Source organism: Aliidongia dinghuensis, assembly GCF_014643535.1.
Lineage (GTDB): Bacteria > Pseudomonadota > Alphaproteobacteria > ATCC43930 > CGMCC-115725 > Aliidongia > Aliidongia dinghuensis.
The window spans coordinates 223,739-247,210 of record NZ_BMJQ01000009.1 but is presented as its reverse complement, the minus strand read 5'-3'; the positions used below and the strand labels follow the sequence as shown (position 1 = coordinate 247,210).

The window sequence follows — 23,472 nt, the reverse complement described above, 5'->3', positions numbered from 1 at the left end:
TATATGATAATCTCTTATCGAGTGGGGTGATAGGTGAAATTTTCTCTTGTTGTTTGCAGCTTGGGTAGAACTGTCGAAATTTCCGATCTGTTTGAGAGCTTGAACAGGCAGGATTTCAAGGATTTCGAGGTCATTGTTGTTGACCAAAACAGCGATGATCGTCTGGTCGAGATACTTGGTGATAGGAAATGGCAGTTCCCCGTCACCCATCTGCGGACGCCGACAGCGCGGGGCGCCAGTCGGGCCAGGAACAATGGGTGGCGCGTTGCCCGCGGCGAGATCATTACCTTTCCGGACGACGATTGCTGGTATCCTCCATGGATACTCTCGAAGGCTCTCGGCATCCTGGAGCGAACCGGCGCTGACATGGTGACCGGGCGGGCCGCGGACCTGACGGGACGGAGCATTAACGCCAGGTTTGAGATGTCCCCGCAGATAATTTCCCTACGCAACCTTTGGTCCACCCATATCGAATGGGTTGCCTTTTTTCGCCGCACAGCTTTCGAAATGATCGGCGGCTACGATGAGGACATCGGCCCCGGCGCCGCGAGTCCCTGGCAGGCTTGTGAAGCGCAAGACGTTTCGTTGCGCGCACTCAAGCTGAAGTTGCGTTGCTACTTCGATCCAAGCCTATATGCCCATCACAAGGAAGCCGTCGTCACAAACCCCGACGAGACAGTCACGAGAAAACAGCGTGGTTATGCCAGAGGTATGGGGTACGTTCTAAGGAAGCACGAGTTTGGGCCGTTTCATCTCCTGTACTGGATCGCTCGCCCTGTCGGCGGAATGCTTTATTATTTTCTCCAAAATAAACGGAATCGTGCCAAATACAGTGCTAACGTTGTTATGGGCAGGGTCGAGGGCTGGCTGAAAGTGAGGCCCAAAAGTCCATAGAGGGACTTCCGGTGGGTAAGTCGTCGTCCGTGAAGAACCCGCCTGAGGGCTATTTCAGGCGGGTTTTGCGTCTGTTCCGTCGGCGCGCCATGCCAGGATCCAGGCGCGCAAGATCGCTGCGAACCACCTCTGCAGGAGGTGGAAGTTGAAGCCGGCGGCGGCGAGGACCGCATTGATGCGGTCGCCGTCTCGCCCTTTGAGGTAATTGCGGTCCATCCGGTGCTCGGCCTTCAGGTGACCGATGACGGGCTCTGATGTTGCCCCCATTTGACCGGACACTCAGGCGGTTGCGGACTGGGCTGCGATGAACTCGCGGGGCGAGAGCATCTTGAGCCTGGCATGCGGGTGGTTGGCGTTGTAGTCCTCGAACCACCCAGCAATCAATCCGAGGACAGTGGCGGCATCGGGCAGCGGCGTGATGCGGACGTAGTCGCGCTTCAGCGTTCTGACGAAGGCCTCCGCGAGGCCGTTGCTTTGCGGGCTCTTGACCGGGGTGAAGCAGGGCTTCAGGCCGAGCTGGCGGGCGAAGATGCGTGTCTCCTTGGCGGTATAGGGCGCGCCATTATCGGACAGCATCTCGATCACGGCCGGGGCGTGGCAAGCGCCGAAGCGTTTCTCGACCGCTTCCAGCATCATGTCGCGGATGTCCGAACCGCTGATCCCGGCATTCACGACGGCGCGCCAGGCGATGACCTCGCGATCGTGGGCATCGATGATGAACGCGCCACGGATCACGTCGCCGTTCCAGCAAGTGAACTCGAAGCCGTCCGAGCACCAGCGCAGGTTGGAGCGCATGACCACGACCTTGCCGTCATGCACCAGGCCGGGGCGATCGGCGTGCTTCCGGGCCAGCAGCAGATTGTGGGCCTGCATGATCCGGTAGACACGCTTGTGGTTGACCGGCTCGGTCCCGCCGGCCGCGAGCTGCCGGTTCAGGAGCACGGTGATCCGGCGGTAGCCATAGGTCGGGCGCGCCGTCACCAACGCCGTGATTAGCGGCACCACCGCCGCGTCTTGCGCTTTGTGATAGCGCCGACGCGGCTTCGTCTTGCCGGCGAGCCGGTCGATCAGGTTGGAGCGCGCCACGTCCAAGGTCTCGGCGACGGCCTTCACGGGGTATCGCCCTTCAGCGGCGACCGCGCGAGCAAGGTCGGTTTTTTTGCCCGCGACTTGTCGAGCGCCTCGCGCAGAATCTCCGCCTCCAGGGTCTTGCGGCCGAGCTGGCGCTCCAGTTCCCGGATGCGCTCTTCGAGCTGCCGCACGACCTTGTTGCTGGTGACATCGTCATCGTCGGCCACGGCAACACTCCCTCCGGCGAGCATGAGCCGACGCCAACGATACAGCAGGTTGGGCGCCACGCCGTTGCGCCGTGCCACCACCGAGATGCTGGACCGCTCATCCAACGTCTCCTCGACAATCCGCAGCTTCTCGGTGGCACTCCAGCGGCGACGGCGCCCGCCGTCGGTGATGATCTCAACCTCAGACATAAGCACGTGCTCAGGCATAGGCCTAAGCCTCCAGGGCTATGCCCAGGTGTCCGGTCGAAACAGGGGCCAGTTCAGGCTCGATCGCCGCCCTTCCTTTCATCTCGTGCTTGATGGCGGCGGTGGTGCGCCGGACCTGGCCGGTGATCCAGACCCGGAACTTCTCCTTGTGGCTGTGGCCCTTGTAGCCCTTGTCGACGTGGATGCGTTTGGGCTCGATGCCGGTCAGCCTGGTGAGGTCGGCGATGACGGGACCGAGCGTGTGGCCATCGAACGGATTGCCGTGCAGCGCCTTGGCGTGCAGCACGAACTGGCCGCCCTTGGGCTTGGTGACCGACGTGACGACCGAGACCTTGCAACCGAACTCATAGGGCGTGCGCGCCTTGCCCTTGCCGATGCATTCGACCTCGGGCGCGTGCAGCGCATAGACCTTCTGGCCGCGCTGGCGATGGTGCTGGTGGCGGACCCTGACCGCCAGGTCCCGCAGCGGCGCGAAGCGCTCGCCGAGCGCGGTATCGCCGGCGATCTTGCGGTTGATGTCGCGGATCAGGCGGCCGAGCGGGGTGCGCAGGAACTTCAATTCCCGGTTGGCCCGTCTGAACTGGTGGGCGTGGGTATAGCGGCCCACCATGATCGCCGCCCGCTTGACGAGCCGGAGATAGCTCTGGCGCAACGCGATGCCGTGGCGCTTGGCGAAGGCAACCAGCTTCTCGATCGCCCTGTGGGTCAGCCTCGCGTCGGTCGGATGCGCGATCGCCTTCGGCTGGACCGTGGTATCGACCGCGACGTGCTCGAGGTCTCCGGTGACGAGCGCCCCGGTCTTGGCGGCGACCGCCAGGCTCTCCTGGATCAGCGCCGCGAGCCGCTCCTCGCCGAGCCGCTGGCGCCAGCGGGTCAAGGACGAGCGGTCGAAGCGCAACTCGTGCCGGAACACTTCTTCGCCGCAGAAGAACTGAAAATACGGGTTCTCGACCCAGCGGGCGCACAAGGCCTCGTCACTCAGCGAATGCATCTGCTTCAGGATCAAGAGCCCGGCCATCAGCCGGACCGGCAGCGGCGGATGCCCGGGGCTGGGCTTGTAGACCCCGCCGAGCTGCCGATCGAGAAAGCTCCAATCGATCTGCCGTGCCAGCCGCACCAGTGGATGGCCCATGTCGATGATCTGGTCCAGCGCCGGCCGGAACAGCTCTTTCTGACGATCATCCCGAGGCTGCGCCATCGCGTTCCCCAAGCGGAATCCCTCGGAGAATCGAATCAGAAATCGCCCGAAACAGCCATCGGAAAACGCAGGAAAACCACCGCCTCAACAGGACATTCCTGCAAATACGATTACTTCAGCAGCCCGAAAAACGTCATCCGATCAATGCGCTATCGATTGATCACGGACGACTAAGTCACCGCGTCTCCGGCCCCTGGCCAATAGGGGCTGCGCCTATGGCCTCCTACGCGCGCCTTACTGCCGCATGCAACTTTTCGATGATGTATTCGATTCTCGGCAGATCGAGTCCGGGGAAGACGCCGACCCAGAAGACCTGGTTCATCACGAAATCCGACCGCTCCAGATTGCCGATAACGCGGCAATGCAGTTTTTCGTATGCTGGCTGACGCAGCAGATTGCCGGCGAACAGCAGGCGGGTGCCGATCTTCTTTGCTTCGAGAGATCTCACTATTTGCTCGCGTGTGACCTTGGCGCCTTCTCCTACCGCGATGGGAAAGCCGAACCATGACGGGTCCGAGTTGGGCGTCGCCTGCGGCAGGATGAGGCTGTCCTGCAGGTCCGCCAGCCCCTCGCTCAACAGGGTGAAATTCCGCCGCCGGGCCGCGATGAAGTCGGGTGCGCGGTCGAGCTGCGACAGGCCGACCGCGGCCTGCATGTCGGAGACCTTCAAGTTATAGCCGATGTGGCTATAAGTATATTTGTGGTCGTAGCCTTCCGGCAGCTTGCCCAGCTGCCAGTCGAAGCGCTTGTTGCAGGTATTGTCCTTGCCCGGGGCACACCAACAATCCCGGCCCCAGTCGCGCATGCTCTCGAGGATGCGCCGCAGTAGGGCGCGGTCGGTCAGTACGGCGCCGCCTTCACCCATGGTGATGTGGTGGGCCGGATAGAAACTGCAGGTCGCGATATGGCCGAAGGTGCCGACAGGCTTGCCGTCATACGTGGCGCCGAGCGCGTCGCAGCAGTCTTCGATCAGCCACAGCCCATGCTGGTCGCAGAACGTCTTGACCGCAGCGAGGTCGAACGGGTTGCCGAGCGTATGGGCGAAAATCACGGCCCGCGTCCGGTCCGACCACGCCTCTTCCAGCATCGAGACGTCAGCATTATAGGTCGGCACGTCGACGTCGATGAACACCGGGATGAGCCCGTTTTGGATGATCGGGTTTAAGGTCGTGGGGAAGCCGGCGGCGACGGTGATGACCTCGTCGCCAGGCTTCAGCCGACGATCCTTCAGCAGCGGCGACGTGAGCGCGGATACTGCCAGCAGGTTGGCCGACGAGCCGGAATTGACCAGCAGCGCGTGCTGGCGTCCGAAGAAGCTTGCGAAGCGCGGCTCGAACGCCTCGGAGAAGCGGCCGGCAGTCAACCACATATCGAGCGAGGCATCGACCAGGTTGCGCATGTCGGCCGGGCTCATCACCTTGCCCGACACCGGTACGGCGCTCTGTTCCGGCACGAACGGCCGCGGGCCGTGAACCAGCGCATGATATTCCTCGGCCAGCGTCAAGATCTGTTCGCGCAGCGTGGCGGCCCGATCGGCGGTGTTTTCGGTCATGGTCATACTGGTCTCGAAACCTAATTTCTAAAGCCCCGGGCGCGGGCGATGGCGCGGTGTATCAGAGGCGATATCAGCCGCTTCTTCAAATTGCGCGATCTGGCCAAGCGTGACTGCACGGATGTCGGCGCCGTCCCGATGCGCGCGATACCAGTCGACGATCGTCGTGAGCGCGTCGTCCAGGCGCCAGCGAGGCTGGTAGCCGAGCCGCGCGCCCGCTTTGGCCGTGTCGAGATAGAGATAGCTTGCCTCGTGCGGCTGCGGTGCCGCGTCGAGTTGCCAGGCCGCATTTTCACCCCACAGGGCGGCGAGCCGGTCGGCGATCCAGGACACCGGCCTGGCATCCTCCTGGCGCGGGCCGAAGTTCCAGCCTTCGCCACCCGCCGTGCCGTCCTCGTAGAGCTTCTGGCACAGCAGCAGATAGCCGCTGAGCGGCTCCATCACATGCTGCCAAGGGCGCACGGCATGGGGAGAGCGGATGAGCGGGGTATTGCCCAGGGCAAATGCCTGGACCAGGTCCGGGATCAGCCGATCCTTCGCCCAGTCGCCACCGCCGATGACGTTGCCCGCCCGCCCGGAGCCGATGGCGACGCCATGCTGATCGTAGGCCGCCGGGTTGAAGAACGAGGAACGGTAAGCGGCGGTGACGAGCTCGCTGCACGCCTTGCTGTTGCTATAGGGGTCGTAGCCGCCGAGCGGGTCGATCTCGCGATAGCCCCAGGTCCAACCGCGGTTCTCGTAGCATTTGTCGGTCGTGACGATCACGACCGCCCGCACAGAGTCGACCGACCGGACGCCCTCGAACAGGTTGACGGTGCCCATGACGTTGGTGGCATAGGTGCCAACCGGATCGACATAGCTTTCGCGCACCAGCGGCTGCGCCGCCATGTGGATGACGATGTCGGGGCGGGCGGCGGCGACCGCGGCCTTCAGTCTGTCGAGGTCACGGATGTCCGCGATCCGATGCGAGGTCAGCACCTCCGCGACGCCGGCGAGCGCAAACAGCGAGGGCTGCGTCGGTGGTTCCAGCGCATAGCCGTGGACCTCCGCGCCAAGCCTGGCCAGCCAGAGCGACAGCCAGGCGCCCTTGAAGCCGGTATGCCCGGTTAGAAAAACCCGGCGGCCGCGCCAGAACGCCGCCGACGGTGTCATTTCCAGACCTTCCAGGGCGCCTTTCCGGAAGTCCAGAGCTCCTCGAGATAGGTCTTGTCGCGCAGCGTATCCATCGGCTGCCAGAAGCCGTCGTGGCGGAAGCCCTTGAGTTCGCCCTCGCGCGCCAGTCGTTCCAGCGGCTCGCGTTCCCAGATGGTCTGGTCATCCTGGATATAATCCACGGTCTTGCGCGACAGCACGAAGAAGCCGCCGTTGATGTAGGCCTTGTCGCCGACCGGTTTTTCCTCGAACGAGGTGATGCTGTCGTTGCCCATGATCGAGATCGCGCCGAAGCGCGCGTTTGGGCGCGTCGCCGTCAGGGTCGCAAGCTTGCCATGCTGCCGGTGGAAATCGATGGAGGCGGCAATGTCGATCTCTCCGACGCCGTCGCCATAGGTCAGGCAGAATTCGTCGCCGGTCAGGTGATGGGCAACCCGCTTGATGCGACCGCCGGTCATCGTCGCGTCGCCAGTGTCGATCAGTGTGACGCGCCAGGGGTCGGAGTAATTCTGATGTACTTTCGTCGTTCCGGCTTCCATGTCAATCGTTACATCCGACATGTGCAGCGCGTAATTCGCGAAATACTCCTTGATCATATACCCCTTGTAGCCGAGGCAAATAATGAAATCATTCAGCCCGTACTGTGAGTATATCTTCATGATGTGCCACAGAATAGGCCGGCCGCCGACCTCCACGAGGGGCTTCGGGCGGACATCGGTTTCTTCACGAAGGCGCGTACCCAAACCTCCGGCGAGAATAACGACCTTCATATACTTTCCTCGGAGAAATCTGGGGGAACCATACACGATGATCGGGCTGAATCAATCATAATGGGCAACGGGGCGGTCACTTGCCGGGGCGTTCGGCGAAGCATGCGCGGAAGGTGAAAACGTGGGTCGCATCGATCATAGCGGGAGGGTACAAACGCTATCGCTGGACGGCCTCGCGATCTTGCGTGCGGTCCCGCGCCCTGGGATTGGTTTCTAGTCGGTTTTGAAGAACACCATGCTTGATCTTCGCCATCTGGTGCGACGCCTTTGTAATCCGACGATCCTCTTGGGGATGGCTTCGAAGATCTGGCCGGCGGTCGCAGGTCTAATGACCCTCTACCTCATCACCTCGAAATTTTCGCCGGTCCAGCAGGGCTACCATGTGACCTTCCAGAATCTGGTCAGCATGTCGGTGTTCTTCGAGCTAGGCCTGTCGCAGGTGGTCGTGCAGTTCGTAAGTCACGAAATGGTCGACGTACGCCTGGGGAGGCTCGGTAAGCCCGCTGGGAATCCGCAGGCGATCGCGCGGCTGGCGGGCATCGCGCACTTTGCCAGCCGGTGGTTTCTGGTCGCTTCCGTGGCCATGGCGGTCTTGCTGACGCTCGGTGGGAGTCTGTTCTTTTCCAGCCAGCCGTCCGAGAACATCCATTGGACCGGCCCCTGGCTGCTCGTCAGCCTGGCGGCCAGCGTCGATCTGCTGCTGCTGCCCAGCGAGGCGTTGCTGCAGGGCTGCGATCGGTTCGTCGATGCGTACACCTATCGTCTGGGTCGGAATGTCGCCGGTTCGATCGCGCTGTGGACCACCATGGCGAGCGGGGGCGGCCTGTGGTCGGCAGGCGTCGCACTCTGCGTCAGTTGCGTGGTTGGTGCTACGATCCTGTTCTCGCGCCATCGCGGCCTGTTCTTGACCCTGATGCGCTGTGCCCACGACCGCAGCATCGACTGGAAGCGCGAGATGCTGCCGCTGCAATGGCGCATCGGCCTGAGCTGGCTCAGCGGCTATTTCATCTTTTCGATGTTCACGCCGCTCGCGTTTCATTTTCAGGGCGCGGTGGCGGCCGGCAAGGTCGGCCTGACGCTATCCCTGGTCAACATGATCTCGGCCATCTCCATGACCTGGTCCGAATCGCGCCAGTCGCGCTTCGGCACCCTGATCGCCAGCCGTCGCTGGCGGGAACTTGATCAGGCGGCGATCCAGGGCGGATTCCTGTCCATAGGCACTGCTGTGTTGGGGGCCTGCGCCCTGTTCGTGCTGATGGCGCTCCTGCCTTATACGGGCCTCACGATTGCGAGCCGTTTCCTGCCACCAGAGCACATGGCGTTCTTCGTCGGTACGATGCTGTCAAACTGCGTCATCTTCGTCGAAGCCGTCTATCTACGGGCGCACAAGGCGGAGCCGTTCGTCTGGCTGTCGGTCGGCAATGCCGTGCTGGTCGCCTCGACCATCACCATCGGCGAGGCGTTCTACGGCACGGTCGGCATGGGGCTCGCCTATTTCCTGTCGACGGCGCTGGTGATCCTGCCGATTGGGACGATGATCATGATGCGCTTTCGCGGCGCTTACCGCCACGGCATGACGGCGACTGCGGCCGAATGAGACGGTCGGTGGAGGGCTCGTATGGTCGGTTAGGAGAGCCGATCATTGATGCGAAGCCGGTTCGCGACATGCTATGCAGGGCTGTAGGGTTCAACCGCGGCTTGCCATTGATCTAAAGGGCCGCGCTTCGCCTGCTTCCTCGCTGTAAAACCAAGACGGGCATGGCGCCTTCTCTCTCGTGTAAGCGGAAAGTGAAATGATCGGAGCTGAATACATCGCCGAATTTCTGGCTAGAGTCGGCAGCGATCGGGTTTTTCTACTCACCGGTGGGGCGTGCGCCTTCATGATCGACGCCGTCGGGCGTCATCCGGAGTTGAGCTACACCTGTTTCCAGCATGAACAGTCGGCGGCCATGGCGGCGGATGCGGTCTGGCGCACCGGCCGCAAGGTCGGGGTGTCGATGGCGACGTCCGGCCCCGGCGCCACCAACCTCATCACCGGCATTGCCTGTTCCTATTTCGACTCGATCCCGTCCCTGCACATCACCGGGCAGGTCAACCAGCGGGAGGGCAGTGCCTATCACGGCGCGAACGTCCGCCAGTCCGGCTTTCAGGAAACGAAGATTGTCGACATGGTGCGCCCCATCACCAAATACGCGGTGATGGTACGCAGCGGCGAGGAATTGCGCCAAGAACTGGCCAAGGCCTATTCGATCGCCGTCAGCGGCCGGATGGGGCCGGTTCTAATCGACGTCCCGATGGACATCCAACAGATCGAGATCGTAGGCGAAATGCTGCTGCCGCCATTCGTCCCGCCGGCCGACGAAGATGTCTTCGATGCTGTGTGTGCGTTGGGGGCGACGCTTTCCGCGGCCCGGCGGCCGATTGTGCTCTGGGGCGGCGGCATCGGCCTAGCAGGCGTGCAGGCGGAGGTCGCGCACTGGCTGGAACAGGCCAAGGTGCCATTTGTCTCCAGTTGGGCGGGGCTCACCTATTTCGACCATGACCACCCGGGGTTCTTGGGCCAGATCGGCGTCTACGGTAACCGTGGCGCCAATTTCGTCCTGCAGAACGCGGATACGGTAATCGTGCTGGGCAGCCGCCTCGACAACCGGCAGCGCTCTGGCAATGCCCGGAATTTCGCGATCGGCGCCACCGTCCATGTCGTCGATGTCGACGAGGAAGAACTGAAGAAATATGTGAACGATGGCTACCGGACGAGCCAAGTCGATTTCCGCCTGCTGCCGAAGGTGCTGGCGGCGCTGCCGCCGGCGAGCCCGGATCCGGAATGGTCCAACTATGCCGGCGAGATGAAGCAGCAGTATTACGGTCGGGAGACCAGCACCTCGGCCGCTCGGTTGAACAGCCTGTCGCCCTACGATGTCGTGCGCCGCATCAATGCGTCCATCGCCGACGACGCAATTGTGATCGGCGATACCGGCGCTGCCCTCTGCTGGCTGCACCAGGCCTTCAAGGTGAAGGACCATATGCTGTTCACAGCGGGCGGCAATTCGCCCATGGGCTATGCCTTGCCGGCGGCGATCGGCGCCAAGCTCACGGCGCCCAATCGCCAGATCGTGTCCTACAATGGCGATGGCGGGTTCCAGCTGAACCTGCAGGAGCTGCAGACCGTCAAGAGCCGCAATCTCGACATCGCCATCGTGATCATGAACAACGGCAGCTATGGCATCATCAAGCAGTTCCAGGACAGCTACCTCGGCAGCCGCTACGACGCATCCCGCGACGGCTACAGCGCGCCGGACTTCGGCTTGATCGCGCAAGCCTATGGCCTGGAATACATGCGGGTCGAGCACCTCGAGCAGATCACGCCGGCGCTGTTCCAGGGCAAGGCGATCATCATCGACGTGGTCCTGAGCGAGAACACGCTCATCGAGCCGAAGCTCGAAATGGGGCGGCCCATCAACGACCAGTTTCCCTATCTGGACGCGGCGGCCTATGCCGAGGGCAACAAGTTCGTCGACTACGAACGGCCGGCCCGTCTGAAGGATCTAGTTCGTTCGTCCTCGTAGCCGCGAAGGGCCGAAAAGTCGGGACATGGTACAGCTAGCGATCCTGGGGTCGACGAGCCGCATCGCCAAAGATCTGATCTGTTCTCTGGCGCAGAAACATCCGTCGCTCGCCCTGTTTTCGCGGCGCCCCGACGAACTGGCGGCTTGGGGGCGGGAGCAGCATCTACCGGGCACAGTGCAATCGCTCGGCTACGAGCGGTTTCAGGATGGCGCGTTCGACGCGGTCCTCAATTTCGTGGGATCCGGCGATCCGGCGCGCACGGCGGCCATAGGCAGCTCGATCCTCGACATCACTCATGAATATGACGACCTGGCGCTCACCTACCTGCGCCGACATCCTCAGACCCGCTACCTCTTCATGTCGAGCGGCGCCGCCTACGGGCGGACGTTCCTGCGTCCCGCCCAGGCCTATACCCAAGCGGAATTCCCGATCAACGGCCTGTCGGCGACCGATTTCTATTCCGTCGCCAAGATGTATGCGGAATGCCGCCACCGCGCGCTGGCGGATGCCGCGATCGTCGACATTCGCATCTTCAACTATTTCAGCCGGACGAGCGACATCGCGGCGCGCTTTTTCATGACCGACATCGTGCGGGCGATCGCCAACGGCGAGGTCCTGAAGGTCAGCGAGGCGCCGATGCGGCGGGATTTTCTGGCGCCGGTCGATTTCGCACACCTCATCGATTGCGTCCTGCGGGCCGATCCGGTCAACATGGCAATCGACGCCTATTCCAAAGCGCCGCTCGAAAAATTCGAGCTACTGGCCCGCATGCGCGAGGAGTTCAGCCTGCGGTTCGAGGTCGTGCCCGCGCCGCCCGTGGTCATCTCGACTGGTGCCAAGCCGGAATATTTCTCGGAGAACCGCCGTGCCGAAATGCTCGGCTATCACCCAACTTTCAGCTCGATCGAGGGCGTCGTCATGGAGGTGCGTGCTCTGTTCAAGCAGCTGGGGACCGTCAGGGGCTAATCAGCCCCCTCACGCCGCCGCCGGCGCATTGTCGATCGCCTGCTCGATGTCCGCGAAGCTCGGCTGGTCGTGGGCCAGGAGCACCATGCGGGCGCTCTCGACGGCCATGATCGGGGCGTAGCCCTGCATATAGGCGATGATGCCGCTCTTCATGCAGATGTAGTAGCGCACCTCGGCGTCGGCGACGCTCTTGAGCTTGGCGGCCATCGGCGCCACGAAGCCGTAGCTGATGAGCACGCCCAAGAACGTACCGACGAGCGCGCCGCCAATGAGATGCCCCAGCACCTCGGGTGGCTCGGTGATCGAGCCCATCGTGTGGATGACGCCCAGCACGGCGGCCACGATGCCGAGCGCCGGCATGCCGTCCGCCATGCCGGTGATGGCGTGAGATACTTCGAGCGATTCGTGGTGGTGCACCTCGATCCGCGCGTCCATCAGCGCTTCCATCTCGTGCGCGTTGTCGGCGCCCATGATCAGCATGCGGAAAAAGTCGCAGAAGAAATCGACCGCGTGATGGTCGTGCAGAAAGGTCGGGTACTGCTGGAAGATCGAGCTCTCTTCCGGGTTTTCGACATGGGTCTCGAGCGCCATGGCGCCCTTCGATTTCGCCAGCTTGAAAACGACGTTGAGCATGACCAGGAGCTCGACGAACGCCGGCTTGCCGAATTTCGGTCCCTTGAAGACCTTGGGAAACTCCTTGCCGACCGCCTTCAGCACCGTCTGCGGGTTGCTGATGATGAAGGCGCCGATCGCGGCACCAACGATGATGATGAACTCGAACGGCTGCCACAGCGCCGGCAGGTGACCGTCGTTGGCCACGTATCCCCCGAACACCGCGACCAGAACCACGCCGACGCCGATAAAGAAGAACATGGCACTCGCTTCCCACCTGCCGGCGTGCGCCCGACGATTCGGCCGCGCAACGCGCAGTTTCAGACGTGAGAAATACCGTCCCGATGGTTAGGGGTTCATTAACCGTGAGGCGCCGGCCATCCAGCGCCTCACACCCCCAAATAAGCCGCTCTTACCCGCTCATCCGTCATCAGTTCCCGGCCGCTGCCGCTCGTCACGATGCGCCCGGTCTCGAGCACGTAGGCTCGTTCGGCGAGCTCCAGCGAGGCTGCGACATTTTGTTCGACCAGGATTACGGTCAGGTCGCGTTCGCGGTTCAGGCGCTCGATGATGCGGAACATCTCGAGGACCAGCGCCGGCGACAGGCCGAGCGACGGCTCGTCGAACATGATGAGCTCCGGTCGGCCCATCAGGCAGCGGCCGATCGCCAGCATCTGCTGCTCGCCGCCGGAGAGCGAGCCGGCCGCCTGGCCTCGCCGCTCGGCAAGCCGCGGGAAGAGCGTCAAGACCTCGGCCAGCGTCTCGGCCTTCGCCCGGCGCGCGCGCGGCAGGTGGCCGCCCACCTCCAAATTCTCGAGCACGCTCATGGTCGGGAAGATCTGCCGGCCTTCGGCCACCTGGCCGATGCCGAGGTTGCAGATCTCGTGGGATGGCCGGCCCTGGATCTCCCGCCCGCGCCAGGTGATGCGGCCGGCGCGCGGCCGCTCGATGCCGGCGATGGTGCGGATGAGGCTCGACTTGCCGGCACCGTTGGCGCCGACGATCGCCGTAACGCCGCTCGCGGGCACGTCGAGCGACACACCCGAAAGCGCCTGGGCGTCGCCGTAATAGAGGTCGAGCCCCTCGACCGAGAGCGCGATCTCGCTCATTCGGCGGGCGCTCCGCCGAGGTAGCTCGCAAGCACGGCCGGGTCGCGCACCACGGCTTCGGGCGCGCCCGAAGCGATGATCTCGCCGTGATGCAGCACGATGATGCGCTGGGCCAACGCCATGACCGCCCGCATGACATGCTCGACCAGCAGGATGGTGAGCCCGGTCTCGCGGTTGAGCCGGCGGAACACCTCGACCATCTCGTCGATCTCGGTCGGCCTGAGGCCGGCCATGACCTCGTCGAGCAGCAGGAGCTTGGGGCCGGTCGCGAGCGCGCGCGCGACCTCGAGTCGCTTGCGTTCGGGCAGGGTCAGCGTATGGGCCGGGGCCATGGCCTTGCCGTCGAGATGCAGCAGTCGGAGGACGCGCGCCGCTTCGCGCCGGGCCGTGGCCACGTCGGCGGTCGCCCGCAGCGCGCCGACCGTCACATTGTCCAGCACCGAAAGCTGGGCGAAGGGCTTCACCACCTGGAACGTCCGGCCGATGCCGGCGCGGCACGCCTGGTCGGCGGCAAGCCCGGTGAGCGGCCGGCCATCGAGCGTCACCGTGCCGGCGTCCGGCCGGATGGCACCGGCGATCAGGTTGAAGCAGGTCGTCTTGCCGGCGCCGTTCGGCCCGATCAGCGCCACGATGGCGCCCGCCTCGACCGCGAAGCTCGCACGGTCGACGGCCTTCAGGCCGCGAAAGCTCTTGGTAAGGCCTTCGACCTCGAGCAGCGCCATGGGCTCAGTCCTCCCGTGCGGCGAGGCCAAGCCAGCGCGCGAGCCAGGGCCAGATGCCGTTCGGCAGGTACTTGATCACCAGCAGCAGCACGACGCCGTAGAACAGCTGTGTCGCGCCTGGCACCTGATGCCCGGTCGCGTCCAGCAGCGCCTGCAGGCTTTCGCTGAGGCCGGTCAGCACGAAGGCGCCCAGGATCGGGCCGGCCAACGTGCCGAGCCCGCCGACGAGCGGGCCCAAGATGATCTCGATCGACTTCGCCGCGCCGAAACTGTCGGCCGGCGTCAGGCTGTTGTAGTAGAAGGCAGCAATGACGCCGGCGACCGACGCCATGGCGGCGGAGATCGCGGCGGCCAGCACCCGGTAGCGGAACAGGTCGATGCCGAGGGCACGTGCCGCCTCGGGGTCTTCGCGGATCGCCAGCCAGTAATAGCCGATGCGGCGATGGCGGAGCGTGTGGCACAGCCAGAAGGCACCCGCGGCCAGGATCAGCAGCAGGTAATAGAACAGCTGCGGCCCGCCGCGCAGGTTTGCGATGTCGAGCTGCCCGCGCTCGACCACCGGCAGGAACAGGCCGCCGGCGCCACCCAGCCAGTCGATGTGTTCGAAGCCGATCCGGGTGAACTCGGCGAAGGCGATGGTGAGCAGCGCGAAATAGACGCCGCCGATGCCGAAGCGGAAGGCGAGGGCGCCGATCGCAGCACCTGCCAGCGCTGCAACGGCGGCGGCAAGCAGCACTCCCACCCAAGGCCCGATGCCGGCGTGCAGGTAGAGTGCGGCCGAGAGATAGGCGCCAAGCCCGACATAGAGCGCGTGGCCCAAGGACAGCTGGCCGGCGAAGCCCATCATCACGTTCCAAGCCTGCCCGACATAGGCGTAATAGAGCGCCAGCACGAGCACGGACAGGAGATAGGGCCCGGCGACGAAGGGTGCCGCCAGCGCCAGGGCGAACCCGGCCAGCACGAGTGCCCGGGCCGGCATCGACAGCGCAAGGATTGACTGGGTCATGCGCTGCGCCCTAACAGCCCCTGCGGCCGGAACAGCAGCACCAGGATCAAGAGGCCGAAGCTGACCATGCTCTTCATCGAGGGCACGAGCACCAGCCCAGCCAGCGCCTCGCTGACACCGATCAGCACGCCCGCCACCAGTGCTCCCGCCATGTTGCCGAGCCCGCCGACGATGACGATGACGAAGGCGAGGAGGGTGTAGGCGGGCCCCAGCGACGGCGTCACGTCGCCCAGCAGCACCAGCATGGCGCCGGCGGCGCCGACGCAGGCGGCCCCACAGCCGAAGGTGAGGGCGAACAGGCGCCGGACGTCGAGCCCGACGACGAGCGCGCCGCGGTAATTGTCGGCGCAGGCCCGGATCGCCTTGCCGGTCGGCGACAGGCGGAAGAAGGCGAACAGCGCCGCCGCGACCGCGAGGGCTGCGAGTGCCGCGTAGAGCCGCACTTTGTCGACCAGCAGCGGCCCGAGCTCGATACTGTCGAGCGCATAGTCGACCTGGACGCTGCGCGCGTCGGGCCCGAACAGGATGAGCGCGCCGTTGGTCAGGATCATGCCGACCGCGACCAGCAGCATGAACTGCGCATGATCGGGCCGCGTCATAAACGGATGCACGAGCAGGCTCTGCAGCGCATAGCCGACGAGGAACATGAGGGCGGCGAGCGGCACCAGGATCCACAGCGGGTCGACGCCCCAGGTGCTGCAGCCGAGCACCGTCAGATACATCGCCACCATCGTCAGTTCGCCATGGGCGAAATTGACGACGCGCACGACGCCGAAGATGACCGAGAGGCCGAGCGCCATCAGGCCATAGACGAGACCGGTCAGGATCCCGCCGATGATGACGTTGGCATAGACTTCCCAGGTCATGGAGTGATGGGGTCCCGATCGGAACGGATGACGGCGGGTGTGGCGCCGCTTGGGCGGTCCCGCCGCTGGGTCATAGCCCGCGGCTTCGGCCCGGATCAACTGCTTTGGCGTGCAGGACCGGCGCCGCGCTGATTTGCTGCGCTGCGGCGGAGTCGCGCTGGCGACTCGGCTATGGCGCTCAAAAGTTGTCCCGTTGGCGCCGGCGGTCGACGACTGACCGGGTCGACCAGCGCTGGAGGCCCAGCCATTGAGGGTGCTGGCGGTATTGATGGATGCGGATCGCAATAGTATGACATTTATGAAAAAAGCAAGATAATTCCATGCCTTCCCGATCACGGCTTTCGGCGCCGAGTCGCGCCGAACCGCGACAAAAAAGTGACAGTGAAAAGCATTTTGAGTTGCCAGGCTGGAAATCTGCGGATACGGTCCAACGCGTTCGGTGAGGACCTGCCCGACCCAGGGCGAAACGTGAACCCGAATCGAGTTCATCCTGTGGATGAATTTTGGGATAAATCGGGAACGCGGGACAAGTGTGCCGCACCGGATGTGGCTCAAGACGGATTTGCAGCCTAGGCGTCAGGGGCATCGTCTCGTCAGGGCGATGATGCGACAGGCGGCAATCGGCTTACCGCGCGGGGGATGATGATCGGCACACTTTCGAGGCTTGGGGGACGTCTGTTCCCTGACCGGCAGATCCTGATACGTAGCAATGGACGGGTTACCCATCTGAACCTGTCCGGCCCGTTACAGATGTCGTTCGTCGCCGCGTCGGTCTTGAGTGTCGCCGCGGTCGCCCTCACCACGTTCATCCCCACCACGCTCACGCCGAAGTCCGATGCCGACCTCAACCTGCAGGTCGACGCCAGCTCGTCGCAGGCCGAACTCGCCCGCGCGGTCGAGACGCTGAAGGCGCAGCTGGCCGAGGCCCAGTCGGCGGCGCAGCTGGCCGACAGCCGGGTGAAGACGCTCGCCGACCAGCGCAAGGACGCGGCACCCTCGGCCGACGGTGATGCGCAGCAGGCGGCGGCCGAACTCGATGCCGCGAAGCTGACCGAGCGCGTGGCGCAACTCGAGAACGACCTCAAGATCCTGGGCGCTCAGAACGCGCAGAACCGGTCGCTCTACGAACAGACCGCGGAACAGCTGGCGCAGGCGACGACCGAGCGCCAGAAGCTGACCGCGGAGAAGGGCAAGCTGCAGAAGTCGATCGGCGAGCTCGCCCAGGCGAAGGATGCGGCGGAAAAGACCATCGCGGCCGACCGCGAGCGCCTGAAGCTCAAGGTGAGCGAGCTCGAGAAGAAGCTCGCGACCCGGCCGGCCCCCCGGGCGGAGCTCACGGGCAAGCTCGTGACCGTGCCGACCACCGATGGTGCCTCAGCTGCTGGCACTGTGGGCGGGGGCGCTGCGACCGACGGCGAGGAAGAGCCGGCGGGCAAGGTCGAAACAGCCGACAACGGCTTCAGTGTCGAAAAGCTGCTGGCCCAGCTGGGCGTGCGCCCGGCGTCGGTGGGCGGTCCCTATGTCGCGGTCGGCGCGAACAAGGGGGCGCAGCTGCCGGACGAGCAGGTCGCGAAGCTGATGAAGACGCTGCCGCTGACGGCGCCGCTCGACAAATACAATTTCGAGAGCCCGTTCGGCGTGCGCCACGACCCGTTCAACGGCCGCATGGCCATGCATACCGGTGTCGATCTCTCCGGCCCCTACAAGACCCCGGTCATGAGCACGGCAGCCGGCACGGTCGTGTTCGCCGGCTATTCGACCGGCTACGGCAAGCTGGTCGAGATCGACCACGGCAACGGCATCCACACGAAATACGGCCATCTGAACCGTATCCTGGTCAACGTCGGCCAAAAGATCGGCAAGCACAGCCAGATCGGCCTCCTCGGCTCGAGCGGCCGGTCGACCGGCCCGCACGTGCATTACGAGGTCGTCGTCAACGGCACGCCGCAGGATCCGGAGAAATTCCTCGAGGTGGGAAAAGCGGGTGTTCTCAAGGCGTCGAACTGAGGAAGGCGGCAAGCCGCAGCCGGTCGTGAGCCGGCGCGGCGGGCTGTCGATCCTCGCGGCCGATTTCCAGATCACGGGCAGCCTGCGCTCCGACGGTGAAATCCACATCGACGGCATCGTCAACGGCGACGTCGAGGCGAGTGCCATCACGGTCGGCCAGACCGGCACCGTGATCGGCAACCTGTACGCCGACCGCGTGACGATAGCCGGTACGGTCCACGGACTCGTGAGCGCGTCGCACGTGTCGCTGCTCAAGACGGCCCGCGTCCACGCCGATGTGCGCTGCCACGCATTCGACAGCGCGCCCGGCGCGGTGCTCGAGCTGCAGGGCGAATCGGCCGCAGCGACGGCGGAAGCGGCGGCCGAGCCCGAGGTTTCCTGACGGGAAGTTTCCTGGCGGGAAGTTTCCTAACGGTCAGGCGGCGAGCGCCTCGCGGAACAGCGCGGGATCGACATTGCCGCCGGACGCGATGACCGCGACCGTGCGCGGCTGGCCGGGGAAGCGTCCTTCGAGGGCTGCTGCGAGGGCGATGGCGCCGCCCGGCTCCACCACCAGCTTCAGTTCGTTGAACGCGACCGCCATCGCGCGCTTTGCCTCGGCATCGCTCGCGACCAGGCCGCCGGCCAGGTGCCGACGGTTGATCTCGAACGTGAGCCGGCCGGGCGTCGCGGCCAGCAGCGCATCGCAGATCGACGTCGCCCCCGGCGTGTTGGCGACGCGGCTACCCGCAGCGAGCGAGCGGGCATGGTCGTCGAAGCCGGTCGGTTCGGCGCAATAGACCTTGGTCACCGGGCTCCTGGCGGCGAAGGCGAGGGCGCAGCCGGCGATGAGGCCGCCGCCGGACGAGTTGGCTGCCATGGCGTCGATCGCGATGCCGCGCTCGGCCGCCTGCGCAATGATCTCGAGCGCTGCCGTGCCCTGACCGGCGATGATGTCGCGCTCGTCGTAGGGCTTGACGATGGTGGCGCCGCGCTCGGCGGCGATGCGGGCCGCGACCGCCTCGCGGTCCTCGGTCCAGCGGTCGTAGGTCACGACCTCGGCGCCGTAGCCGCGCGTGTTGGCGAGCTTGATCGCCGGCGCGTCGGCCGGCATCACGATGGTGGCGGGCATGCCCAGGATCTCGGCCGCAGCCGCCACACCCTGGGCGTGGTTGCCGGAGGAGAAGGCGACCACGCCGCGCCGCCGAGCGGCCTCGTCGAGCTGGACCAGGCGGTTGAACGCGCCGCGGAACTTGAAGGAGCCGGTGCGCTGCAGCGGCTCGGCCTTGACCAGCAGGCGGAAGCCCAGGCGCTTGTTGAGCGCGCTCGACTCGACAAGCGGCGTCACGATCGCCTGGCCCTTGAGCCGGTCGGCGGCCGCCACGACGTCGGCGAAGGTTGGCAGGTCGGCGTCAGCAACGGTCGAGGAACTCATCGAGTACTCCTTCTACTTCCGGCTCGCCGAGGTGCGGCGTGTGGCCGACGCCCGGCACGGTCACGGTCTCGAGATCGGGCTTCGCCTCCACCATCCGTGCCAGGCCTTCGGCGGTCAACAGGTCCGAGATGCCGCCGCGCACGACGAGCGCCGGGATCCGGGCGAAGCCGCAGAAGAGCGCCCAGAGATCCATGCCGCCGGTGTCGCCGGCGACGAACGGCCGGGCGATCGCCGGGTCCCAGTCGTGGTGCCAGAGCCCATCCCCGCCCCGCCGATAGGTGCGCTCGGCGAAATCGAGCCACTCCTCGTCCGTACGATAGGACAGGTGGCTGAACTCCGTGCGGAGGTAGCGCACGGCCGCGGCGAGGTCGGGTTGCGGATGGTCGCGGCCGATGCGCTCGATGATATTGCCCGACCCGTTGCCCACGGTGGGACCGATGTCGTTCAGCACCAGGCCTGCGGCGGCGCCCGGCTTCAACGCGTTGAGCGCCATCGAGAGCAGCCCGCCGAACGAGGTGCCGACCAGCACGACCCGGCCAAGATCGAGCGCCGCCATGATCTGCAGGATGTCGCCCAGGATCACCGGCGGCGCATAGTTGCGCCAGTCCGGGTCGCGCGCCGAACGGCCGCGGCCGCGATAGTCCGGACAGACGACGCGGCGCTTGCCGGCATGGCGCAGGGCGAGGGCATGGTAGTCCTTGGAATTGCGCGAGATGCCGGCAAGGCAAAGAAGCGGCGCGCGTGGTGCCAGCGGATCGCCATAGTCGCGCAGATAGAGCTGCGCACCGTCCTGGGCCGAGACGAAGCGTTCGCGAAATTCGGTCATGCTGGCGGCTGATCCGGCTGGGTGCGGCGCTCGACCGTCACGAGCAACCCTCACTCTTCCTTATCGCGCCATCTCGCCCGAGGCAACATAGCCCCCCCGCGAAGCGCTTGTAAGAATGCGGGAGCAACTTTAAGTTCGGGCCATGGTGGGCGGATGTTCTTCCGCCGCTTCTGCGCGATCCGCGCTTATCGACCGACCTCTGGGGGCCTGATTGCTCGATCCGGATGAGATGCCAACGGTGACGGCGGTCATCCTGGACTACAACAAGGCGCGCCGGGTCGTTGAGAATGTGCGCGGCTTGCTGCGGCAGCGCGGCCGCTTCAAGCTCGAGATCATCGTCGCGGACAATTCGTGTAATCCCGCGAACGCCGCGATCTTGGCGCCCCTGGCGGAGCACGACGGCGTCAAGCTGCTCGTCAATTCGGAGAACCTGCACTATGTCCGAGGCTGCAATCGGGCAGCGGAGCAGGCGATCGGCGCGTATATCCTGATTGTCAACCCGGATATTCTTTGGCCTGAGCTCGATACCGTGCAGGTTCTGCTGGAGTATCTGCAAAAGCATCCCTCCGTCGGCATTGTCGGCCCGAAACAGATCGAAGAGCCGAGCGGCAAGGTGGCGATGACGGCCCGGGCTTTCCCGCGTCTGTTCACCCAGGTCGCGCGGCGTACGCCGCTCCGCAAGCTGCCTGGAGTGCGCAAGCTCGTTGCGTATGACGAGATGGCCCATCTCGACGTCAACCGGACACAACCGGTCGACTGGCTGCAGAGCTCCTGCTTCCTGGTGCGCCGCGACCTGTGGGACGAGGTCGGCGGGTTCGATCCGCGGTACGTCATGTTCCTGGCGGATCCGGAGATCTGCTGGCAAAGCTGGAGCCGCGGCCTGTCCGTCGTCTATCACGCCGATGCGGTCGTTGCGGCCGACGGGATCCGCTGCTCGTCAGGCGGCCTGTCGGAATTCTTCCGCAAGCCCATCCTGCGCCAGCACCTGCGCGACTCGCTGAAATACCGCTGGCGGCATGCCTGGCGGAAGAGCCCGCGCCGGCAGGTCGTCTGACTCGGCTCGGCCGGCCCTATCGTCTCAAGTCCGCCTCGAGCGAGAAGGCCAGCGACCGGTTGCCGATCCTCAAGCGGTAGACCTGCAGGTTTTCGAGCACGCGCTGGACGTAGTTGCGCGTCTCGCTGAACGGGATCTCCTCGACCCAGTCGACGGCGTCGACGTCCGGCGAGCGCGGGTCGCCGTAGTCGCCGAGCCATTGCCGGACGCGTGCCGGGCCTGCGTTGTAGGCGGCGATCGCCAGCACGTAAGAGCCGTTGAACTGCGCGATCAGCGAATCGAGATAGGCCTGGCCCAAGGTCACGTTGTAGATGCCGTCGGTCGAGAGCTTGCGCTCGACGAAGGGCAGCTCGAGCGTCTTGGCGACCTGGCTCGCCGTCCCCGGCATCAGCTGCATGAGGCCGCGCGCGCCGGTCGGCGAGAGCGCGCGCGTGTCGAAGGCGCTTTCCTGGCGCGTCAGCGCCAGGAGCAGCGCCTGTTCCGCGCCGGCGTTTCGCGGCATGGGCACCAGCGGATAGCCGGCGCGCAGCAGCGACACGCCGCTGTAGCTCGCCCGCTTCGCCGCGGCGACGCCCAGATCCGGCCGGCCGATCTCCTCGGCCAGGTCGGCGACCAGCGCGTGGTCGGTCGGGTTCTCGGCACTCTCCGACAGGCTGATCAGGAAGGGCTTGATGTAGTCCTCCTCGTCGACCGCGGCGAGGACACGGATCGCGTGGACCAGCTCCTTCTTGTTGAAGGCGGCGGCCTGGGTCGTCGTCGCCTTCGGCTCAGGCACCGGTTTCGGCGGCGGTGCCACGCCGGGCACGGCGCTCGCGAGCTGGCCGTAATAGGTCGTCGGGAACTGCGCCGCCTTGGCGTACCAGTCGAGCGCCTCCTGCGACCGGCCGAGCGCATCGGCGGCGCGGCCCGCCCAATAGGCGCCGCGCGAGACGGTGAGCGGCAGCTTCGCCACCCCATAGAGTCTCTGGAAATGCTCGTAGGCGTGCTGTGGATCGTTGAGGAAGCGCAACGAGATCCAGCCGGCGGTGAACTCGGCCTCCGCGAGATTGCCGCCGTCCGGCAGGCGATGATCGGCGATCACCCGGTAGGCGCGCCCAGCGTCGTGCGCCGCCAGCAGGTGGCGGGCCAGGATCTGGCGTTCCGGCCACCAGAGCTCGGGCCGCTCGAGGTCCTTCGGCGCTTGCAGCAGGATGGTGAGTGCCTCGTCGTCCATGTCGTGCTGACGGCGCCATTTCAGCCGCGCGAACAGCAGCCCGGGGTCGTTCTGCAGGCTGGCCGGTACTCTGGCGACGGCCGCTTCCGCCCCCTTGGCCGACTCCACGAGCTTGAGGCGCGCTTCGCCGAGCAAGCGCCAATCCGGCGACACGCGGGCGAGCTGGCGCGTCGCCTCCTCGAGCTTGCCGTCCCAGATCAGCCGGTCGAGCCGGCGGTCTTCGGTCTCGGTCGTGAATTTGTCGCCGTAGCGGGCGATCACCAGCTTCTCCTCGGCGGCGGAGAAGTCGCCGGTGATCCAGATCTCGCGAATCCGGTCGGCATAGCCGGCGGGGTCGCCGCCTGCGACCATCAGCTCCGCCTCCTTCAGCTTCGCCGAGGGGCTGACCGGCTTGTGGTGCTGAAACCAGGTCCGCAGCGTCGCGTCCGGCACCTGGTCGAGGGTTTCCTCGGCCCGGAGCCGCAGCATGGCCTGGCGCGGCCAACCTGGGTTCTGGTCGACGAACTGGGCGATCTCGCCGAAGCTGTGCCCGACTTGGGAGCGCTGCAGGTCGAGCCAGAGGATGAGCTTGGCCGGCAGCGGGTCATTGGCGTTCTGCGCCAGGTTCTCGGCCCGTGCCCACTGGCCGCGGTCCATCAGATCGAACGCCTGGCGCGCGATCGGCATGTCGTGGGCGGACAGCGGTTCGGCGGCGCGGGCGGATGATGCGTGATAGAAGAGGAGCGCAGCGAGGCTGAGTGCGGAAATCGAGGCGCCGTGGCGCAAGGCCCTGGCAGGAACGCGGCCTCTGGTGGCACGACGCCGGCGGGCGTCGTTCGTCGTGTCGTCGGACAAGGAACACTCCCCTGGAGAGGCGCCTATTCTACCGGTGAACGGCCGGTCGCGCCAAGCGGCGTTGCGCGGTTTCGCGTGCCATTTGCCGGCTCTGCCTTGCATGGGCGGCAGGGCAGGCGACCCGATCTGCCGCGTGTGTTGCGGCCACGTGTCGTGCTCGCTATGGTCGGGCCAGAATGGAGACGGCCGCTTCGATCCCGAGCTT

The 23,472-nt window shown here is 65.3% G+C and carries 19 protein-coding genes and 2 pseudogenes; 7 read left to right on the top strand and 14 right to left on the bottom strand.

Annotation, left to right across the window (positions count from 1 at the left end):
* The first annotated feature begins 33 nt into the window (after positions 1 to 33).
* Positions 34 to 894 (top strand): glycosyltransferase family 2 protein, encoded by an 861-nt coding sequence (locus tag IEY58_RS18395; RefSeq protein ID WP_189048400.1) that lies wholly within the window; start codon positions 34 to 36, stop codon positions 892 to 894.
* 54 nt (positions 895 to 948) lie between these two features.
* On the opposite strand, the pseudogene IEY58_RS18390 reads toward IEY58_RS18395, so the two are convergent.
* The 6 genes and pseudogenes from IEY58_RS18390 to rfbF form a co-directional block, all read right to left on the bottom strand.
* Positions 949 to 1,146 (bottom strand): annotated as a pseudogene (locus IEY58_RS18390) (hypothetical protein); the annotation flags it as partial.
* 27 nt (positions 1,147 to 1,173) lie between these two features.
* Positions 1,174 to 2,399, bottom strand: a protein-coding gene (locus IEY58_RS18385; RefSeq protein ID WP_189048398.1) for an IS3 family transposase whose coding sequence is annotated in 2 segments (ribosomal slippage) — positions 1,174 to 2,057 and positions 2,057 to 2,399 — 1,227 coding nt in all. Because the reading frame shifts where the segments join, the coding sequence is not laid out codon by codon here.
* Positions 2,400 to 2,427: 28 nt separating this feature from the next.
* Positions 2,428 to 3,597, bottom strand: a pseudogene (locus IEY58_RS18380) (IS5 family transposase); the annotation flags it as partial.
* A 223-nt stretch (positions 3,598 to 3,820) separates the two neighbouring features.
* Complete coding sequence (gene rfbH / locus IEY58_RS18375) at positions 3,821 to 5,149, bottom strand: lipopolysaccharide biosynthesis protein RfbH (RefSeq protein ID WP_189048550.1); 1,329 nt, start codon at positions 5,147 to 5,149, stop codon at positions 3,821 to 3,823.
* Positions 5,150 to 5,176: 27 nt separating this feature from the next.
* Positions 5,177 to 6,301, bottom strand: coding sequence for a CDP-glucose 4,6-dehydratase (gene rfbG / locus IEY58_RS18370; RefSeq protein WP_189048397.1), 1,125 nt, complete (start codon positions 6,299 to 6,301; stop codon positions 5,177 to 5,179).
* On the bottom strand, positions 6,298 to 7,071 hold the full coding sequence (gene rfbF / locus IEY58_RS18365; protein ID WP_189048395.1) for a glucose-1-phosphate cytidylyltransferase: 774 nt from the start codon (positions 7,069 to 7,071) through the stop codon (positions 6,298 to 6,300). The genes rfbG and rfbF overlap by 4 nt, the downstream gene beginning before the upstream one ends.
* A gap of 235 nt (positions 7,072 to 7,306) precedes the next feature.
* On the opposite strand from rfbF, the gene IEY58_RS18360 reads away from it, so the two are divergent.
* The 3 genes from IEY58_RS18360 to IEY58_RS18350 all read left to right on the top strand — a co-directional run bounded on the left by IEY58_RS18360 (position 7,307) and on the right by IEY58_RS18350 (position 11,604).
* On the top strand, positions 7,307 to 8,668 hold the full coding sequence (locus IEY58_RS18360) for a hypothetical protein (RefSeq protein ID WP_189048393.1): 1,362 nt from the start codon (positions 7,307 to 7,309) through the stop codon (positions 8,666 to 8,668).
* Positions 8,669 to 8,864: 196 nt separating this feature from the next.
* The gene (locus IEY58_RS18355) at positions 8,865 to 10,637 is read left to right on the top strand and encodes a thiamine pyrophosphate-binding protein (RefSeq protein WP_189048391.1); all 1,773 of its coding nucleotides are present in this window, start codon (positions 8,865 to 8,867) and stop codon (positions 10,635 to 10,637) included.
* A gap of 25 nt (positions 10,638 to 10,662) precedes the next feature.
* Positions 10,663 to 11,604 carry an NAD-dependent epimerase/dehydratase family protein gene (locus tag IEY58_RS18350; RefSeq protein ID WP_189048389.1) on the top strand — a complete coding sequence of 314 codons (942 nt, stop codon included), beginning with the start codon at positions 10,663 to 10,665 and terminating at the stop codon, positions 11,602 to 11,604.
* A gap of 9 nt (positions 11,605 to 11,613) precedes the next feature.
* On the opposite strand, the gene motA is transcribed toward IEY58_RS18350, so the two are convergent.
* From motA to IEY58_RS18325, 5 genes are all read right to left on the bottom strand, one after another.
* Positions 11,614 to 12,477: a flagellar motor stator protein MotA gene (gene motA, locus IEY58_RS18345; RefSeq protein WP_189048387.1), complete on the bottom strand. Its 864-nt coding sequence runs from the start codon at positions 12,475 to 12,477 to the stop codon at positions 11,614 to 11,616.
* A 128-nt stretch (positions 12,478 to 12,605) separates the two neighbouring features.
* A complete protein-coding gene (locus IEY58_RS18340; protein ID WP_189048385.1) occupies positions 12,606 to 13,325 on the bottom strand; it encodes an ABC transporter ATP-binding protein in 720 nt (239 codons plus the stop codon).
* Entirely contained in the window at positions 13,322 to 14,047 is a 726-nt protein-coding gene (locus tag IEY58_RS18335) for an ABC transporter ATP-binding protein (protein WP_189048383.1), read from the bottom strand. Before IEY58_RS18335 ends, IEY58_RS18340 begins: the two co-directional genes overlap by 4 nt.
* A gap of 4 nt (positions 14,048 to 14,051) precedes the next feature.
* Positions 14,052 to 15,053 (bottom strand): branched-chain amino acid ABC transporter permease, encoded by a 1,002-nt coding sequence (locus IEY58_RS18330; protein WP_189048381.1) that lies wholly within the window; start codon positions 15,051 to 15,053, stop codon positions 14,052 to 14,054.
* Positions 15,050 to 15,919, bottom strand: a complete 870-nt coding sequence (locus IEY58_RS18325; RefSeq protein ID WP_189048379.1) for a branched-chain amino acid ABC transporter permease — start codon at positions 15,917 to 15,919, stop codon at positions 15,050 to 15,052. Before IEY58_RS18325 ends, IEY58_RS18330 begins: the two co-directional genes overlap by 4 nt.
* Positions 15,920 to 16,669: 750 nt before the next feature.
* On the opposite strand from IEY58_RS18325, the gene IEY58_RS18320 reads away from it, so the two are divergent.
* Together IEY58_RS18320 and IEY58_RS18315 are read left to right on the top strand one after the other, a co-directional pair.
* Complete coding sequence (locus IEY58_RS18320) at positions 16,670 to 17,926, top strand: M23 family metallopeptidase (RefSeq protein ID WP_189048377.1); 1,257 nt, start codon at positions 16,670 to 16,672, stop codon at positions 17,924 to 17,926.
* On the top strand, positions 17,904 to 18,308 hold the full coding sequence (locus IEY58_RS18315) for a bactofilin family protein (RefSeq protein WP_189048375.1): 405 nt from the start codon (positions 17,904 to 17,906) through the stop codon (positions 18,306 to 18,308). The genes IEY58_RS18320 and IEY58_RS18315 overlap by 23 nt, the downstream gene beginning before the upstream one ends.
* Positions 18,309 to 18,341: 33 nt before the next feature.
* Here the strand turns inward: IEY58_RS18315 and IEY58_RS18310 are convergent, their stop codons facing one another.
* Both IEY58_RS18310 and IEY58_RS18305 read right to left on the bottom strand, forming a co-directional pair.
* Entirely contained in the window at positions 18,342 to 19,340 is a 999-nt protein-coding gene (locus IEY58_RS18310; RefSeq protein WP_189048373.1) for a threonine ammonia-lyase, read from the bottom strand.
* Complete coding sequence (locus tag IEY58_RS18305; protein WP_189048371.1) at positions 19,318 to 20,166, bottom strand: alpha/beta fold hydrolase; 849 nt, start codon at positions 20,164 to 20,166, stop codon at positions 19,318 to 19,320. Before IEY58_RS18305 ends, IEY58_RS18310 begins: the two co-directional genes overlap by 23 nt.
* A 229-nt stretch (positions 20,167 to 20,395) precedes the next feature.
* Between IEY58_RS18305 and IEY58_RS18300 the strand changes: the two genes are divergently transcribed.
* Positions 20,396 to 21,220: a glycosyltransferase gene (locus tag IEY58_RS18300; protein WP_189048369.1), complete on the top strand. Its 825-nt coding sequence runs from the start codon at positions 20,396 to 20,398 to the stop codon at positions 21,218 to 21,220.
* A gap of 16 nt (positions 21,221 to 21,236) precedes the next feature.
* Here the strand turns inward: IEY58_RS18300 and IEY58_RS18295 are convergent, their stop codons facing one another.
* Complete coding sequence (locus tag IEY58_RS18295; RefSeq protein ID WP_189048367.1) at positions 21,237 to 23,267, bottom strand: lytic transglycosylase domain-containing protein; 2,031 nt, start codon at positions 23,265 to 23,267, stop codon at positions 21,237 to 21,239.
* Positions 23,268 to 23,472: the final 205 nt, after the last annotated feature.